The organism is Acinetobacter sp. AHP123 (genome assembly GCF_023757925.1).
Taxonomy (GTDB): domain Bacteria; phylum Pseudomonadota; class Gammaproteobacteria; order Pseudomonadales; family Moraxellaceae; genus Acinetobacter; species Acinetobacter oleivorans.
Map to the genome: position 1 here is coordinate 2,059,482 of NZ_CP092454.1, position 17,117 is coordinate 2,076,598.

The window sequence follows — 17,117 nt, forward strand, 5'->3', positions numbered from 1 at the left end:
AATCCTCTTATAAATAAAATGTTATCTGATTTACAAATTCTAAATCATGCAGCTAATATGCGGGGCTTAGGGGAAAAATTCAAGAAAAAAATAAGGAATTGATACATTCTTTCACGAAGTAGAATGTACCTAAATTTAAAGAATAATTGGCTAAATTCGCCTAAATGGTAAGGATCAGGTAATAGATCATTACAATTTAAGGCACATAAACTTGACGAAATAAACTGTCAGTAAACGTTCTTACTCTATTCGAATATGTGCAATTGCTGTGGCATTGTTTGTGACATAAGTACCTGTAGGCGCATCAGTAAATGTTCCATTAGATAAAGTCACAATTTGACGAGAATTGGAATATTTAGGAGCTGGTGCTGCTATTTGAGCTGTTGTGTTTTCCACTAAATTAGAAGATTGAGAAGTGACTTGTGCTGAAGTATTAGAAAAAGATGAAAAACCAGAACCAGATGAATATAAGTTTTGATATCGGCTCGTTACACGGCGCACGTAGTCTTGTGTTTCGCGAAAAGGGGGAATACCGCCGTATTTATCAACGTTTCCTTCACCAGCATTATAAGCAGCAAGCGCCATCTGAGTATTGCCTCCAAAACGCTTGAGTAACCAGCTCAAATATTTTGCACCTGCAAAAATATTTTGCTGAGCATCAAAGGCATTGGTCACGTTAAATCGACGTGCAGTCGCAGGCATGAGTTGCATAAGACCTTGCGCGCCTACTGGAGAGCGGGCATTGACGTTAAATCCTGACTCGGTATGCATGACAGCCTTAATTAAGCCTTCAGATACACCATGCTGTAGAGCAGCTTGTTTAATAATATGATCAAAAGCATTTTTATTTTTATTGTAGCTTGGCAGAACAGAAGCTTCTGATGCTCCCCAGTTCGTATAACTATGAATATTACTATCAGGGTAGTAAGTCACTTTTACTTTTTTAAGTGATTGATCATAACTTTTTCGGTTAGTCAGCAATGTACTACCATTTTTATCTTGGTAAATATACATTTGGCCTGCTGAACTCGAAGTTATGCCGACCGTAAAAGTGGTCATCCCCAGCAAACAAGAAATAAGAAATTGAACCGAATTTTTCATTTTATGTTATTCACAATTTTAAGGTATTTAAAACTTGCCAAAGAGTTTATCAAAAAATATTACTTAAAGAAGTTTTGTGTAATTTTTTTTATTTCGACTCTTTCAAAAAATCAAGCTGTTTTGTTCGAATGCTCATCAAAAAAAATTAAAAATTATTTTTAAAATGATTCTATTGACTTGAATAACATGTTGATATTAAAGGGTAAAAAACATTGGTTAAAAAATGATCAATTTAAATAAAACCCTTAACAGAAGGTCAAAACAGTTTGTCAAGTACGAAGAAATCCACAATTTTATCCACAGGTTTTGTGGAAAACTGTGGAAAAGTCCAAAAAGTAAGCATTTTGCACATTTTTTGAACGCTTCAGTCAAAAATAGAGCATCACTTTTGCATCATGCATGAGCAATGTGACGACTTCAAGAATTGAAACTATTCTTTTGATGCGATTCTCTTCTGAATCATATAAAATTGCGCGGTATTTTTATTTATGGGTATATCTCGTCTATGTACGCGCCAGTTGAGTCCAATCAGGGATTTAATTTTAAGCCTGAACTTCCAACAAGCTCGGCCTATTACCGTTTGCTCAAGAAGCTTCGCCGTCAAGTTGGGCATGCTATTCGTGACTTCAATATGATTGAAGAGGGCGATAAGGTCATGGTGTGTGTGTCTGGTGGTAAAGACAGTTATACCTTGCTCGATATCATGTTGCAGTTTAAACGTATTGCACCAATCAATTTTGATGTTGTTGCGGTTAACCTTGACCAAAAGCAACCGGGCTTTCCTGAAGATGTCTTACCTCGTTATATGGAAGAAAATAACATTCCATATTACATTTTAGAAAAAGACACCTATACCATTACTAAACGTTTAACACCGGAAGGTAAAACCTACTGTGCAGTATGTTCACGTTTACGCCGTGGTTCTTTATATGGCTTTGCACAAGAAATTGGTGCGACTAAAGTTGCTTTAGGACATCACCGCGATGATATTCTTGCAACGTTTTTCTTAAACCTGTTTCATGGCGGAAGTTTAAAGGCGATGCCTCCAAAGCTTTTATCATCGGACAAGAAAAATATTCTGATTCGTCCATTGGCATATGTTGAAGAAAAAGACATCATCAAATATGCAGAGTTACGTCAGTTCCCAATCATTCCATGTAACCTTTGTGGTTCGCAGGAAAATTTGCAGCGTGCCATGCTTAATGAAATGCTACGTGACTGGGATAAACAATATCCGAAACGCTTACACAGTATTTTCGGTGCGTTACAAAACGTATCACCGTCTCAGTTAGCGGACCGTGAATTGTTCGATTTTGAAGCTTTAGATTCTCAGCGCGAGTTAGATTTTAAAGATCCGGAAGAGCTTAAAAACCGTTTAGATGTCGTGAACTTAAGCTTTGCTGCTGAATAAATGCTAGACATAGACAACGTTAAAGGCACTTTATAAACAAGTGCCTTTAATGTATCAAAATACTAAAAAATGAATGTTCCGTACAAAAAGTCATAGCCCTAAATTTAAATTACATGCTATAACAACGCTCAAGCAGAATTGCTTCACATGATGTTGTCTGGATAGACAACTAGAGAAATTGAACAAATAAATTTGAGGAAGAATCATGCCTGCATTTTTAACTGAAGATTGGTTTGCTACTGTCGAAAAATTAACTGCTGAAGCAGGGGATCTTAATTTGCCACCTGCTCTTGCGAATTTGGCAATTAATTTAGTAGTTACAGATGCTTCTGGAAATACCGAATTAGCTTTAGATGGGGGTAAAATCCAAAAAGGTTTGTCTTCAAATGCCAAAACAACTTTAAATATGGATGCTGAAACTTTACGTAAAGTATTCTTAGAGTTTGATATGGCTGCTGCTATGCAGGCATTCATGACTGGTAAAATTAAAGTTCAAGGCGATATGTCTCAATTAATGGCTTTACAAACAGCTAAGCCAAGCCAAGAACAAAAAGATTTGTTTAAGAAAGTATTAGAGCATACAGCTTAAATCTAAAAGAATTCATATAAAAAGCTTACCCCAAGAGGTAAGCTTTTTATTCACACAAACAAAGAATTTATCAACTTTTAAATAATAAAATTAGATATTGATTCGTGTTTGCGCTGTTTTGATATGTTCAAGATAAGCACGAATACGAGTGACATATTGAACCGCTTGCTTATATCGACCATTACGCGCTTTGTTACTTTGCAAATAATTGTAGAGATTAACCCATTGGTTTGGATCTTTCCCTTGTGCTTGCAAGCGCTTCTGAATCTGGTTTACCGCACCTGGTCCCATATTATAGGCCACCAGCGCATACCAGTTCCGATCAGGGAAAGGAATATCATCATATTCACTTAACATCTGGTCGTAATACTTCGCGCCACCTTGAATGCTTTGAGCTGGATCACTACGATTGCTCACACCCATTGCTCGAGCAGTGCTATTGGTCAGCATCATTAAGCCACGAACACCTGTGGGAGAAACAGATTCTGGCTTTAAATATGATTCTTGATAACCAATTGCGGCAAGTAAATGCCAGTCGAGATCGTATTTAGCTGCACTTTGTTTAAAGCTCGCTTTATAAATCGGTAAACGCGTCGTTAAGTCACGTTGAATGGTTGACCAAGCTTCTGGTTTCACCACATTACGATTATAGAAAGAAGCGAGTTGCTGAGTCACACCATTTTGCTTACTTTGGCATACAAAGCCACTAGCGGTCTGGGTGAGGGGGTCATCAGCTTGTTTAAACACCCAGCTTAACTCAGGATTTAAACCATTTTTTTGCAAATCGACTGTGTCACCACAGCTTGCAGAAAAAGACATCAAACCTTTGTTCTCGATGGTACTTAAACCAGCGGTCGTCATCGCAAAGTTTGCTTTACCTTGCTGAACCCATCTAAGTGCAGTGGCATTGTCTGCCACGATTTTAAAGTCCAGCTTTACATTAAGGCTTTGTGCATAGTTACGGGCTAAGTCGTAACCAAAACCATGTAAAAACTGATCTTCTTTGAAAACGGTTGTCGGGCTTTCTACCGCAACAACAGTTAAAGTGTTTGTATTTACTACAGTATTGTACTGTAGGGTTTTTCCTGCATTAATACTATGAAATGGAAAAAGCATAGTACTAAGTGCAAGTGCTTTTAACGGGAGAGAAGAAAATAAAGAGTTAAGGCAAAGCCTCGACCCTGAACTTGAATTACTGTGCATGTTGTCTCCGCTACAGGTAATTTATGCCCCAAAAGTCAGACAAAAAGCTGCCATAACTTCTAAAAGTTGATAAATTCAATAAGGGGTGGGCAGTCATGACGTCATTCAAAATGACATGAAATGAAAAAACAAACTGTGTAGAAAATCTACATAGTTTTCTAGAAGGTTAAAAATTGCTCAACATTTAATCTGCGCGCATCATAGTATTGAAAAAAAGTATTGTCAAATTTCGTACAATTAAATATTCGATATATCATCATAAACACATGAATTTCTTAAGGAAGAAAATTTATACACTTCTGATATGAGAAAATAGGGTATAAAATGCTACATCTTGTAAGCGATATGTTGTTGAACAGTGGTTTTTAATCATGAAATCTAACTTAATCACTCGATCTGGGCATGACAAATTAGTTGCTGAATTAAAACAACTTTGGCATGAAGAACGACCAGAAATCACAAAGAAAGTGAATTGGGCTGCAAGCTTAGGTGACCGCAGTGAAAATGCCGATTATCAATACAATAAGCAGCTACTTAGAAAAATTGATCGACGAGTGCGCTATTTAGGAAAGCGTTTAGAAGAATTAAAAATCATTGATTACGCACCTGAGCAAGATGGTAAGGTTTACTTCGGCGCTTGGGTAGAAATTGAAAACGAAGAAGGCGAGCAAAAAACTTTACGTATTGTAGGGATCGATGAAATTTATGATCATCACCCACAGCATATCTCAATTGAATCGCCGATGGCTCGTGCACTGCTCGGCAAAGAAGTCGATGATGAGATTGAAGTACACACGCCATCTGGAAAAAAGCTTTGGTATATCAATACAATTCGCTATGAAAAGAACGAAAATCCAGAAAACTAAATTAATTTGTATTTATTTTGAGCGTTTGAATTAAAAGTTAAATAAAAGGTTTGCCAACTTGAGTTTTTATTTATATTATAGCGCTCGTTGGAAGCGTGGCAGAGCGGTTTAATGCACCGGTCTTGAAAACCGACGAGGGTGTGAGTCCTCCGTGAGTTCGAATCTCACCGCTTCCGCCAAATTCTTAAAAAGCCCTTGTTAATGACGAGGGCTTTTTTTTATGCCTGTTATTTTCTTGCTCTGTTTATATCAATTTTGAATAACGCTATTTAATTTTTATAAAAATATGTGCCTATATTTTTCCTTATTGTGATCTTAGTTTGATTTATAAGTAATAAAAATCGATTGTTCTTCTCATTTAATAACTCACTCTCCATTCTTAAAATAAAATCTTTAATCTTCATTTAAGTTCAACTCTTTAATTTATTACATAGCAATTGATTTCTTTAATAGGTCAGAAAAACTCAAACGTGACTTTATTTTAGCTAAATCAAAAAATTAAAGTGAGTTATAAAAAATGAACCAATTCGTAACAAGTTCGAAGAATATTATTCGTGGTAAATTTCACCCCGAATTTTTGCAAGATGAAGTACTCGCCGATATTTTTATTCAAACTGCTCAAAATCTCTCAGATAAAACAGCTTTAATTGAAGCAAATAAAACGTTGACGTATGGGGAGTTATATCAGCAAGCCTTAATTATGGCTCAACATTTGACGATAAGAGGGGTAAAACCAGGTCATATTGTTGGGTTATGGGTACCTCGTGGTATTGAGCTTTTAAAAGCCCAATTGGCGATTTGTTTGAGTGGTGCAGCTTGGCTTCCTTTTGATATGGATACGCCAGCCGACCGTATTGCGGTTTGTCTTGAAGATGCCGAAGCTGTCGGGATGATTACTACCGATGAGTGGTATGAACACTTAGCTGAAGTGCCACAAACAAAATGGACAAATACTGAACTTCAAAAACCACTCAGTGAAAATATTCCTTTAGCTAGAACGACCTCGGATCAACCTGCGTATATTATTTATACTTCAGGCTCAACGGGAAAGCCGAAGGGTATTGTAATTACTCAAAAAAATATTTGTCACTTTCTACGTAGTGAAAATAATATTTTAGATATTCAAGAGCAAGATAAAGTCTATCAAGGCTTTTCTGTCGCTTTTGATATGTCATTTGAAGAGATTTGGCTTTCTTACTTAGTTGGGGCAACCTTGTGGATTGCACCTAAGTCGCTTGTCAGTGACCCTGAACGTTTATGCCAAACATTAAAGCAGGAACAAATTACTGTATTACATGCTGTTCCAACTTTACTGGCTTTGTTCCCTGAAGATGTACCTAACTTAAGAATTATTAACTTAGGTGGGGAGATGTGTCCAGACTCACTCGTGGACCGTTGGGCATTACCTCACCATCAAATGTTTAACACTTATGGTCCAACGGAGACTACGGTTACAGCAAGCCTTGAGTCGTTAGAACGTGGTAAACCCGTCACGATTGGGAAACCATTACCAAACTATGGCATGTTGGTGATTAACGCTGAAAGAGAATTACTGCCTCAAGGTGAAACAGGTGAGCTGTGTATTTTCGGTCCGAGTGTAGCACCAGGCTATTTAGGCAGACCTGACTTAACAGCTGATAAGTTTATTGAAAATCCTTGGGCAATGAGTGCGGATGAAGAGTTACTTTACCGTACTGGTGATTTGGCAAAAATTGATGAATTTGGTCAAGTTCACTGCTTAGGCCGTGCCGATGATCAGGTGAAAATCCGAGGTTTCCGTGTTGAACTCGGTGAAATTGAAGCGGCACTTTGTGACATTGACGGCATTGGTACCGCAGCAGTAATTTTACGTCAAGAAGACGGAATTGATCAGCTTATTGCTTTTATTGCAGCTGAGCTTGATGCCAAACAGCGGATAGAAATTAAGCAACTTCGTCATACTCTAGCTCAACGTTTACCACCTTATATGGTGCCGAATCGTTTTGAGATTATTGAAGAAGTACCGCGTTTATTATCTGGAAAAATTGACCGTAAAGCGTTAAAAGTAAGACCGCTTACGAGTGTGATTGATCGCAGTGAATCTGATCAGCCGCAAAATCCAGCCGAAGAAATTTTATTTGAAATTTTAAACCGCCTGTTTCCGAACATGCCGATTAAACTAGATTCGGATTTCTTTGATGATTTAGGTGGTCATTCGCTATTAGCAGCCGTTTTAATTTCAAACCTGCGTGAACATCAAGAATATAGCCATCTTACAATTCAAAGCTTATATCAAGCGAGAAGAGTGGGGGCAATTGCTGCTTTAATGTTGGAACAGCCAGAACCTACATTATTTGATAGCCAGATTGGACAAGACAACCCGCGTAATCAAACTTATAAATGGTTATGTGGTGTTGCACAGCTTGCGACTATTCCAGTTTTAATTTCGATTAATATTTTGCAGTGGTTAGCGCCATTCTTTACCTATCACTATTTTACAGGTGGAACCCGAGACAGCATTCCATATGCAATCGCATTGTCTCTGTTGGTTTATATCAGCGTTATTATTAGTAGTTTCGTCCTTTCAATTACGGTGAAACGATTATTAATGTTGGGCATTGGTGCAGGACGTTATCCACTTTGGGGAATGACGTATTTCCGTTGGTGGTTAGCAGACCGTATTAGCAATATTTCACCAGTTTATTTATTGTCAGGTTCAACTTTACTTAACCTTTATTTAAAAGCACTCGGCGCAAAAATTGGACATGATGTCACCATTAGTTCAGTTCATATTCGCATGCCATCTTTATTAACTGTTGAAGATGGCGTGAGTATTGGCTCTCAAGTGAATTTAGAAAATGCCAAAGTCGAACATGGTCATTTGGTGTTGGGTTCAATTCATCTTAAAGAAGATAGTTATGTGGGTTCATATGCTGTATTAGAAGAAAATACAGTGTTAGAAAAACAAGCTCATGTAAATGCCTTAACTTCAATTGAATATGACGCGGTTGTACCGGCTGGAGAAATTTGGGATGGTACGCCAGCTAAAAAAATAGGGCATGTAGATGAACACGCTAAAATGCCAGAACGTCCTAAATTATCGTTTATTCGTAAGATTGCTGAATATGGATATTATGGTGTTAGTGCGTTAATCATTGCTTGTCTGTTCTTTATTCCAATTTTCCCAAGTTTCCTTTTGGTCGATTGGTTAGATGTAAACGTATTTAATATCAATCCGAATAACCACCTGCAAATCGCACTCTATTATTTTGCTTTAGCGATTCCAGCGAGTGCAATGATGATGATGATTACTGCTGTCATTTCATCAGCAATACGCAAAATTGCATTGCCTCGTCTTGAGACTGGAACGTACGCTGTTCATGGCAGCACCTATTATCGTAAATGGTTTGCATCTCAAATTTTAGAAACAAGTTTACAAACATTGCACGGCCTGTTTGCTACGATTTATGCGCCTACATGGTTCCGTATGTTAGGGGCGAAAGTAGGTAAAAATACCGAAATTTCTACCGCAAATGGTGTTATTCCTGAAATGCTGACTTTGGGTGAAGAAAGCTTTATTGCCGATGCGGTAATGTTGGGTGATGAAGAGATCAAAGGCGGTTGGATGACATTAAAATCGACCAAAATCGGTAACCGTAGCTTTGTCGGAAACAGTGCTTATATTGCTGATGGTACTGTTTTACCAGATAACGTTTTAATTGGCGTACAGTCAAAAACACCAGATAACCTTGAAATGTATGATGGTCAAACTTGGTTTGGTTCTCCACCATTATTATTACCTGCACGTGAAGCTGCCGAAAAATATCCTGACCACTTAACGTTTAAACCAAGCTTCAAGCGCCGTTTCATGCGTGGTTTTATTGAAGGCCTTCGTGTTGTATTACCAGCCGCACTCGCAATTGGCGTGGGTTATATGATTGTGCTTGAAGTAATTGATGTTATTAATAAATACAACATCCCAACTGGTTTATTGGCTTTAACGCTTGCTGGTTTGCTCTATGGTGTCGGCTGTTTCATTATTGTTGCATTGATGAAGTGGACTTTAATTGGACGTTATCAACCGCGTTCAGCGCCAATGTGGACCATGTTTGTGTGGTTAAGTGAAGGGATTACCAGCTTATATGAATCAGTTGCGATTCCTAACTTCTTAAACTACTTAAGAGGAACGCCAATGCTGCCATTCTTCTTGCGTATTTTGGGTGTTCAAATTGGTAAAGATGTTTACATGGATACGGCTGATATCACTGAGTTTGACTGTGTAAGCATTGGTGACCGTGCTGAGTTTAATAGCTTCTCAGGCCCACAAACCCACTTGTTTGAAGATCGTATTATGAAAATTGGACAAGTGAATATTGGAAATGATGTAGTCGTAAATTCACGTAGTATTATTTTATATAACGCCAATGTTAGCCATCATGCAGTGTTAGGGCCATTAACGTTGGTTATGAAAGGTGAAAATATTCCTGCCAAATCTGCGTGGATTGGTTCACCAGCAGTGCCTTGGGTTCATAAATAATTGAAACTGAGCTTAACTCACTAATTTAAAAAGCCTTTGTGAAAACAGGGGCTTTTTTTTATGCATACGGCATAAATTACAGTCATAGTTAGCTTAAATATTGCTAACAAATCCTGAAAATTTCATATAAATCAAATAAGTACGTATTTTAATCAAAACTGTTTTATTTATATAATATGTTTTTTATTATCAGTACTTTACCAAGAGCACGTCTATATATCAAAATCGAACAAGTTATTTGTAGAATATTCACTTATTGATATATGATGATCCAATATTTAGAAACTGATTCAAAACATAATTCTGTTGTTCAGCGAGCAAGATCAAGGAAGAAATAAGGCTGAATTCAGGCTTCTAAACCCTTATATATCTGGAATTACTTCCAGCCAAATATTGCATTTCGACCCAATGGTTAGGAATGCCTCGCTCTTTTGTAGAGTAGGCATTTCCTATTTTAGGATGTATCTATGAAAAAATTATTTAGTGTCCTGTTCAGTGCATCTGTACTCACACTGACTGCATGTAATAAACAACCTGCACAAACTGAAAATTCAGCACCAGCTAAAGACAAAACTGAGTCAGTACGCACAATTAAACTTGTTTCAACAGGTTCAGACACTGACGTATGGAAATATGTTGCAACGCTTCCTGAAACTAAAGAAGCGGGCATTAAACTCGAAGTGACTAACTTGACTGACTACGTTGTGTTGAACACATCTGTAGCAAGTGGCGAACAAGATGTAAACGCGTTCCAGTCATTTAACTATTTAGCAGCTTACAATGCTTCAAATACAGCTAAAGTTGCGGCTGTTGCGACGACTTACTTGGAACCAATGGGTCTTTATGCAAATAAAGTTAAAACTGTTGATGAGTTCCCACAAGGCGCTACAATCGCGATTCCAAACGATACTGCTAACGAAGCGCGTGCATTAACATTATTACAGTCTGCTAAACTTATTAAACTTAAACCAGACTTTGACCCTGTAAAAGGGACAACGAATGACATCGCTGAAAACCCTAAAGGTTTAAAATTAAAACCAATTCAAATGACTACAGCAGTTCGTGTTAAAAACGACGTAGATGCAATTGTATTGGGTAATACATTAGCACTTGAAGGCGGTTTAAACGTACTGAAAGATTCTATCTTCCGTGAACCTATTGACCAGTCTACAAAGCTTTATGTGAACTTATTAGGTGTGGCTGAAGCGAATAAAAATGACCCGATCTATACGAAATTGGGTGAACTTTACCACTTACCTAAAGTACAAAAGTTTGTGAGCGAAAAATTTGCGGGTACAAAAGTTGAAGTTAACAAACCTGTTTCTGAGTTTACTGACATCAAATAAGTAATTTTTTAATTAAAATTATTTTTCAAAGCTAAGTTTCGGTAATCGGGGCTTAGCTTTTGTTTATTTAGAGCTTTTGAAAATTCTAATAGTCCTTATTAAGCAGAGCTTTTTTATCTATATTTTCCTATTATTTAAATTAGTTAAATTTTTCATTTCGTAATTAAAGTAAGAGTAAGATAGAAACCTTCTCAAATACAAGTGATTTATTGATAGTAAGTTAGTGTTATCAATAAATTTAGCATAAGGGATTTTTAATGTTCTATTCGCCGTAGCTGAGAAATCGGATTTTAAAATAGAAAATACAATTAGTAAGGAAAATTCTAGTTTCTACATGGAAAATTTTATATCACTAAAAATATTGAGACTTTATTTCTATTAAATTTTTCAATGATAATATTCTTTTTAAATACTTAGTGTATATGTATATAAAAAATAATTAATTATAAGGTTGAATTTTTCCTATATTTTAAAATAATTGCTAAAAAAAGAAGCTAGAAAGGATCATTACAGTGCACTATTAGTATATTTTTGTGCATTTTAAAATTGAATATCTTTAAAATATGTTTTTTTTGTTTGGCATATTTAATGCATTGATTATTGAAAATTAGAAAAAATAGGGTGTAAGAGGTGAATAAACTATATAAAAGAACATTACTTTTGATAGGAGTAATGTTTTTATTTACTGGCTGTAGTCGTGACCCAATTAGAGAGGTTTTAAAGAACGCTGAAGGTGTACCTCGTAAGGAGAAAGACCGATCAATTAACTGGTATAAAAAGAATCCCCAGTTGAGTGAGGAAGTAAGAAATGCTTGTGATCAAAATACTAGTAAATATTTTCAGAGAGAAGATTGTATAAATGCGAAAGCTTCTCTGAATTTATTGTTACTTGAGTCTAACACTGATTTAAGTAATAACATAAGGCTTAGTCGTGATCGCGAGTATTTTAATCAAATATCAAATAAATAACATAAAGTGATAGTATTATGATGAATTTAATTAAATCAAAAATATTAAACTTAATATATATTTTTTTTAGTGTTTTAACTTTTTCATATCAGTATAGCTATGCTGATATGTATACAGTAGATAAAGAATCTATTGTTTCATTTGATCCAAATATAAAATCATGTACAGCAGGTTATAATCTACTTTCAGGGCAAATAAATTATAGTAAAAGTTTGATTTCCGGAGCACTTCCTTACAATCTTCATTACCGAAAAGCGACACGTTTGCAAACAATAGATCAAGAAAACTCTATAGGAGTAGATTCATGGTCAGATAATTATGATGGTTTTGTGAATGTTTTTTATGGTACTTATCGTGCTAAATATGGTTATATTACGATTAAAAATTATGTGATCAAATTACCGAATGATAACCACCGTTATTATTTTAAAGATGGTCCTACGAGTTTTAAAGAAACTGGTTATCCTGAACCATTTCTTCAAGAAAATAATCGTGCTTTATATAGACTATATACTTCTTCAGAACCTGAAGCCTCTAGTTTGCCTGGTGGTGGATATGTTAGCGGAAATGCTTCTACAGATTTTGGTGAAATTAAATTCTCAATTGCATCTAACTCAATGACTGTTACTCGTGCTGGTGTGGTTTATAGTGCAACTGTTTCTAAGTCTATCAATAACGAAATTTTATTTAGGTTCAATAAAATTACCTATCCAAATGGAAATACTATTAATTTAAGTTACGATAATCAACTTAATTTAGTACAGGTAACTGATAATAAAAATAATAAGCTTTCTCTAGTTCGAAATGGCTCACAAGTTAGCTCAGTGAGTTTTACGGGGGGAACACAAGCGGATAGTCAAAAATATGATTTAACTTATTCATCTATACAAGCAGGAGGAATAAGTTATCCTCAGTTAACTCAAGTTAAGAATGCTAAAAATGGTAGGAAAGAAGATTATAGCTATGATGCTGCCTTATCATTATCTCATTATGAGGTGGCATTAGATAATAATGTTAGTAATCCAGAAACCGTATCCCAGCGACCAATATTAAAATCAGTTTCAGATAACTCTAATCAAGTTAGACAGACGTGGAAAGTTGATTATCCGAGTGTGGTCGTAACAACAAGTGGAATCTATAAAACGATCACTGCCGTAAAAGTTATTTTACAATCATATCTCGGGGGGAGCACAGGAAATAAGGCACTCGATACGACAACAACTTATGATGATATTCAAAATTCTAGTAAAATTTCTATGCTTTTTTCTCCAGATGGAAGTCAAACTGCAAGTACAGTAATTAATACAACACATCCTGATTATAAAAAGACAATTATTGATGTATCAGGTTTTCCATGTCTAACAACAGGAGAGAACCGACCAATTAAGTCTATTGTTTACGCACCAAGCGAAATCCATCCAACACAAATTACTGACCAAAATGGTAATATTACTGCCTATGCTTTTGATACATTAAATCGCGTTCTACAAGTGGTTGAAGCATCAGGCACAAATATAAGTAGAACGACAAATTATGTCTATGGAGTATTATCTAATGGACTTGAAAACTTATTTAATATCCCTACAACAGTTAAAACCTCAAATTTCACAGTAACAAATGAAATCAATGAAAAAGGGCAGATAATCAAACAAACTGAATCTTCTACTCAAGTCCAAAGTACATCTAAGGTGACAACATATAGTTATTTTACGGATATTGCTAAACCAAATAATGGCCTTTTAAGTAGTAAAGATGGTCCACGTTCGGGTACTTTAGATAAAATAAATTATACATATGACAATTATGGAAATTTAGCATCTGTTTCTACGACTATTAATGGCACTGAAAGGACTGAACAATATGTAGGATATAATTCATTTGGGGATCCCGAACGTATTGTTTATCCAAATGGGATGGTTGAGAAATATACTTATAATGACGATAGTACTATAAGTAGTGTTGTAACAGGAAGTGGCTCAACTACAGGGACTATTACGGGAAAAACAGTTACTTTTAGTTATGATTTGCTTGGTCAGCTTATAGGTAACGTGAATGAAGATGGAGAAAAGACAAGCTACTACTATGATAATTTAGGCCGCATTATTAAAACAATTTATTCTGATGGAAGTGTTAGTACAAAAAATTATTTTAATAACAATATCATCAGTAGCGATGAGGTAAAAGATAGTTCAGCTGTTACAGTTTTTAAAGGTTTGTATCGGACTTTAGATTTAAGTGGACGGATAAATAAAATTCAAATCGGGACTGATTCTACATCAAATTGGAAAACATTAGGTTATGACGGAAATGGTAATGTTATTCAAACTAAAACAGCGCAAGGAATCATTGAAAGCTGGACTTATGATGCATTAAATAGGCCTATTAGTCATATTGATGGGGTAGGTAATACCGATACTAAAACTTATGATGCTTTAGATAATCCAATTACTGTACTTGATGCATTATCCTCTGGGACTAATCCTTACCTCTATCGGAATGGTAATGTCTTGGCTCAAGAAACTAATAAAGATTTTGGCATCAAAAGTTATAGTTATAACGAGGCTGATCAATTAATTCAGAGTATATATGGTAATCGGAAATGTAGTTTTTCGAATATAGATGAAATTGGGCGTAATAAAACTATTCAGTGTCAAAATAATAGTGCTAGTACACCTGATATGCTTACTTATGATGATACTTATACATTTGATGCAAGTCGTTATAGTCGATTAGATAAAATAGCCTCTAATAAGCCTTATGGAGTTGATATCAGTTATGTTTACGATTTATATGATCGCATTATTGGGAAGAGTCAATCTAATAAAGCTCTAACTGCATTAGGATCTAGTGCAAATACTTTATCGAACACTTATACATGGAGTATTGGTAATAAGATCACAGGTATAACTTTGCCTTCTGCTCGTAAGCTTACTTATAATTATGACAACACATCAAAAGGCCAGATTACAGGTTTAACTTTAGATGGCACTGCTTTGCTGAGTAATATTGGTTATGACGCAAGTGGACAAATGACAGGATGGACATGGGGAAGTAATGCTGGAAGTTACACATGGACTTATAGTTCAGCAAAAGATGGTGTCATTAATCAAATTAGTAATAAAAACAGTGGAGGGGCTGTTACTTATAGCCTTAATTATAGTTTTGATCGTGATAACCGTATTTTAAGTATTAAGCGGAACAATAACTTAACTGATAATTTTACTTATGATCAGGAAGGACGTTTATTGACAGAAAGTCGAAGTAATGGTGCAAGCTCCATCTACGCTATTACCTATACTTATGATAAGAATGGCAATCGTTTAAGTTTACGAGCTTCTGGCACTCACTTACAGCCTGCTGCAACTGTGGATTATGTTTATACAGGGAATAAACTCACAACATTAACAAAAAATGGAACAGCTCAGCCGCTCAATTATACTGCAAATGCAGAATTATATATGGGTGGGATCTTGCCGAGTTACGATTATGCAGGGCGACGTCGAGGTGAAGGGACATCAACAACTATTAATCGTTATATGAGTTATAACGCTAGTAATGAACGAACACTAAGTGGGAGTACAAGTGCATGGAGTAATACGGCAGTTCAATTCATCTACGATGAAAAAAGTCATTTGATTGGCGAATATACAGCTACTGGAGTTCCACTTGTAGAATATATTTGGTTAGGAGATAAACCAGTTGCAGCTGTTTATGGGAGTGGGGCAACCGCTAAGATTTATTATATTGTAACGGATGTACAAAACACTCCACGTCGACTAATTGATAGCAATGGTAATGTTGTATGGAGCTGGGATAGTACAGCTTTTGGTCTTGGTAGCCCTGTAGGTACGATAACATTTAATTTACGTTTTCCTGGACAGTACTATGATGCTGCTACAGGGCAGTTTTATAACCATAATCGTTTTTATAACCCTGAACTTGGTCGATATATGGAACCTGATCCGATTGGTCTTTCAGGCGGATTAAATCCATACGCATACGCACTAAATAATCCTGTCATGTATGTAGATAAAACTGGCGAGAACCCAATATTATTTGCAATGGGTATAGGTGCAGCAATGGGAGGAGGATCTTATGTCTTAGAGACTGCTATAGGAGCTATTTATAAGTCATATGTTGATAATACTGGAATAGGTAGTATATCTAGTAATTTTACTAATTCATTTTCTGCTAAGGAGTTAGGGCAACAAATGGTTGTTGGTGCAATGTTTGGTGGGATTGGTAAGGCTGCTTTTCTAGCCGCTGATGTACATATAATTAGTAAAGCTGCTCCTACTGTTATTGAACCAGGAACATCGACTGTAAAAAAGTGGGGTTTAAAAGGTTTAAATACAATTAGTCATATGGCTAAAACTAACAAAGTTAATAAGATAAGAGAGGTAACGACTCCTGCAGGGTTAGTTCTCACTGGGAATATATTTGCAGGAAAAACAACAACAAATTTGATATTAAATGATATTAATGAGCAGAGTTCTGCTCGTAGACAAGGGGGTAGTGGAGTTGGTAATAGTGGTATTAATCAAGGCTCTGATTATTTAGGTTTTAAAAGTTATCAACCTAATGGTTATGTAGCAGGATATTCAGAGATGTATATTAACGGTGTATATAATGGTAGGTTATGGACTATTTACTTTGATTCAGGTGATACTGTTCAATATGGTTGTTATCTTAAGTGTGCATTACCATTATAAATTGTTGGAAATAAGGATATGCGAAAGTATATCCTTATTTTAAAATGAGGATGTTATGTCTATATTCTATCTTATTATTTTTTTTATAGTATACTTTGCAATTGGATATCTCATAGTTAAGGCGGGTTTTAAGCTTAGGTACTTGGCTCCATTGAGTTTTTTAATAGTTTTTTCTCTAGTTCTATTTGTTCTTTCTATATTATTTCCTAATGATTGGTATAATGTTAAATTTTTTTCAATAAATGGACCTAATCAATTGGCAATTGATACTTTATTAATATCATTTTTTTTAAGTTTGCTAGTTACTTCAATTTTGATTTTGGTTGTGTGGGCTATTCGGAAGAATATATTTTAAATTGATTTTTAACTAATAATTTAGTGATGCAGGAGGAATTATATAGTTA

The 17,117-nt window shown here is 35.6% G+C and carries 9 protein-coding genes and 1 tRNA gene; 8 read left to right on the top strand and 2 right to left on the bottom strand.

Annotation, left to right across the window (positions count from 1 at the left end):
- Window positions 1-240: 240 nt before the first annotated feature.
- Window positions 241-1,101 carry a lytic transglycosylase domain-containing protein gene (locus MJX77_RS09825; protein ID WP_252058890.1) on the bottom strand — a complete coding sequence of 287 codons (861 nt, stop codon included), beginning with the start codon at window positions 1,099-1,101 and terminating at the stop codon, window positions 241-243.
- Between the two features lie 505 nt (window positions 1,102-1,606).
- Between MJX77_RS09825 and ttcA the strand changes: the two genes are divergently transcribed.
- Window positions 1,607-2,512, top strand: coding sequence for a tRNA 2-thiocytidine(32) synthetase TtcA (gene ttcA, locus MJX77_RS09830; RefSeq protein WP_005307874.1), 906 nt, complete (start codon window positions 1,607-1,609; stop codon window positions 2,510-2,512).
- Window positions 2,513-2,717: 205 nt separating this feature from the next.
- On the top strand, window positions 2,718-3,101 hold the full coding sequence (locus MJX77_RS09835) for an SCP2 sterol-binding domain-containing protein (protein WP_002118641.1): 384 nt from the start codon (window positions 2,718-2,720) through the stop codon (window positions 3,099-3,101).
- 90 nt (window positions 3,102-3,191) lie between these two features.
- Here MJX77_RS09835 and MJX77_RS09840 read toward each other — a convergent pair whose 3' ends face one another.
- Window positions 3,192-4,304 (bottom strand): MltF family protein, encoded by a 1,113-nt coding sequence (locus MJX77_RS09840; protein WP_023274147.1) that lies wholly within the window; start codon window positions 4,302-4,304, stop codon window positions 3,192-3,194.
- 371 nt (window positions 4,305-4,675) lie between these two features.
- Here MJX77_RS09840 and greB point away from each other — a divergent pair, with 371 nt between their 5' ends.
- The 6 genes from greB (at window position 4,676) to MJX77_RS09870 (ending at window position 16,713) form a co-directional block, all read left to right on the top strand.
- Window positions 4,676-5,170, top strand: coding sequence for a transcription elongation factor GreB (gene greB, locus MJX77_RS09845; protein WP_004790517.1), 495 nt, complete (start codon window positions 4,676-4,678; stop codon window positions 5,168-5,170).
- An 89-nt stretch (window positions 5,171-5,259) separates the two neighbouring features.
- Window positions 5,260-5,349 (top strand) — tRNA-Ser (locus MJX77_RS09850).
- A gap of 338 nt (window positions 5,350-5,687) precedes the next feature.
- Complete coding sequence (posA, locus tag MJX77_RS09855) at window positions 5,688-9,686, top strand: delta-poly-L-ornithine synthetase PosA (protein ID WP_252058892.1); 3,999 nt, start codon at window positions 5,688-5,690, stop codon at window positions 9,684-9,686.
- A 467-nt stretch (window positions 9,687-10,153) separates the two neighbouring features.
- Window positions 10,154-11,032, top strand: a complete 879-nt coding sequence (locus MJX77_RS09860; protein ID WP_005307722.1) for a MetQ/NlpA family ABC transporter substrate-binding protein — start codon at window positions 10,154-10,156, stop codon at window positions 11,030-11,032.
- A gap of 630 nt (window positions 11,033-11,662) precedes the next feature.
- Window positions 11,663-12,001: an EexN family lipoprotein gene (locus tag MJX77_RS09865; protein ID WP_252058894.1), complete on the top strand. Its 339-nt coding sequence runs from the start codon at window positions 11,663-11,665 to the stop codon at window positions 11,999-12,001.
- Between the two features lie 17 nt (window positions 12,002-12,018).
- A complete protein-coding gene (locus MJX77_RS09870) occupies window positions 12,019-16,713 on the top strand; it encodes an RHS repeat domain-containing protein (protein ID WP_252058896.1) in 4,695 nt (1,564 codons plus the stop codon).
- Window positions 16,714-17,117 lie beyond the last annotated feature (404 nt).

What these genes read in the sequence shown, in the direction of transcription:
- MJX77_RS09825 (WP_252058890.1), bottom strand. Translation starts at nt 1,101, where the DNA reads ATGAAAAATTCGGTTCAATTTCTTATTTCTTGTTTGCTGGGGATGACC.
- ttcA (WP_005307874.1), top strand. Translation starts at nt 1,607, where the DNA reads ATGTACGCGCCAGTTGAGTCCAATCAGGGATTTAATTTTAAGCCTGAA.
- MJX77_RS09835 (WP_002118641.1), top strand. Translation starts at nt 2,718, where the DNA reads ATGCCTGCATTTTTAACTGAAGATTGGTTTGCTACTGTCGAAAAATTA.
- MJX77_RS09840 (WP_023274147.1), bottom strand. Translation starts at nt 4,304, where the DNA reads ATGCACAGTAATTCAAGTTCAGGGTCGAGGCTTTGCCTTAACTCTTTA.
- greB (WP_004790517.1), top strand. Translation starts at nt 4,676, where the DNA reads ATGAAATCTAACTTAATCACTCGATCTGGGCATGACAAATTAGTTGCT.
- posA (WP_252058892.1), top strand. Translation starts at nt 5,688, where the DNA reads ATGAACCAATTCGTAACAAGTTCGAAGAATATTATTCGTGGTAAATTT.
- MJX77_RS09860 (WP_005307722.1), top strand. Translation starts at nt 10,154, where the DNA reads ATGAAAAAATTATTTAGTGTCCTGTTCAGTGCATCTGTACTCACACTG.
- MJX77_RS09870 (WP_252058896.1), top strand. Translation starts at nt 12,019, where the DNA reads ATGATGAATTTAATTAAATCAAAAATATTAAACTTAATATATATTTTT.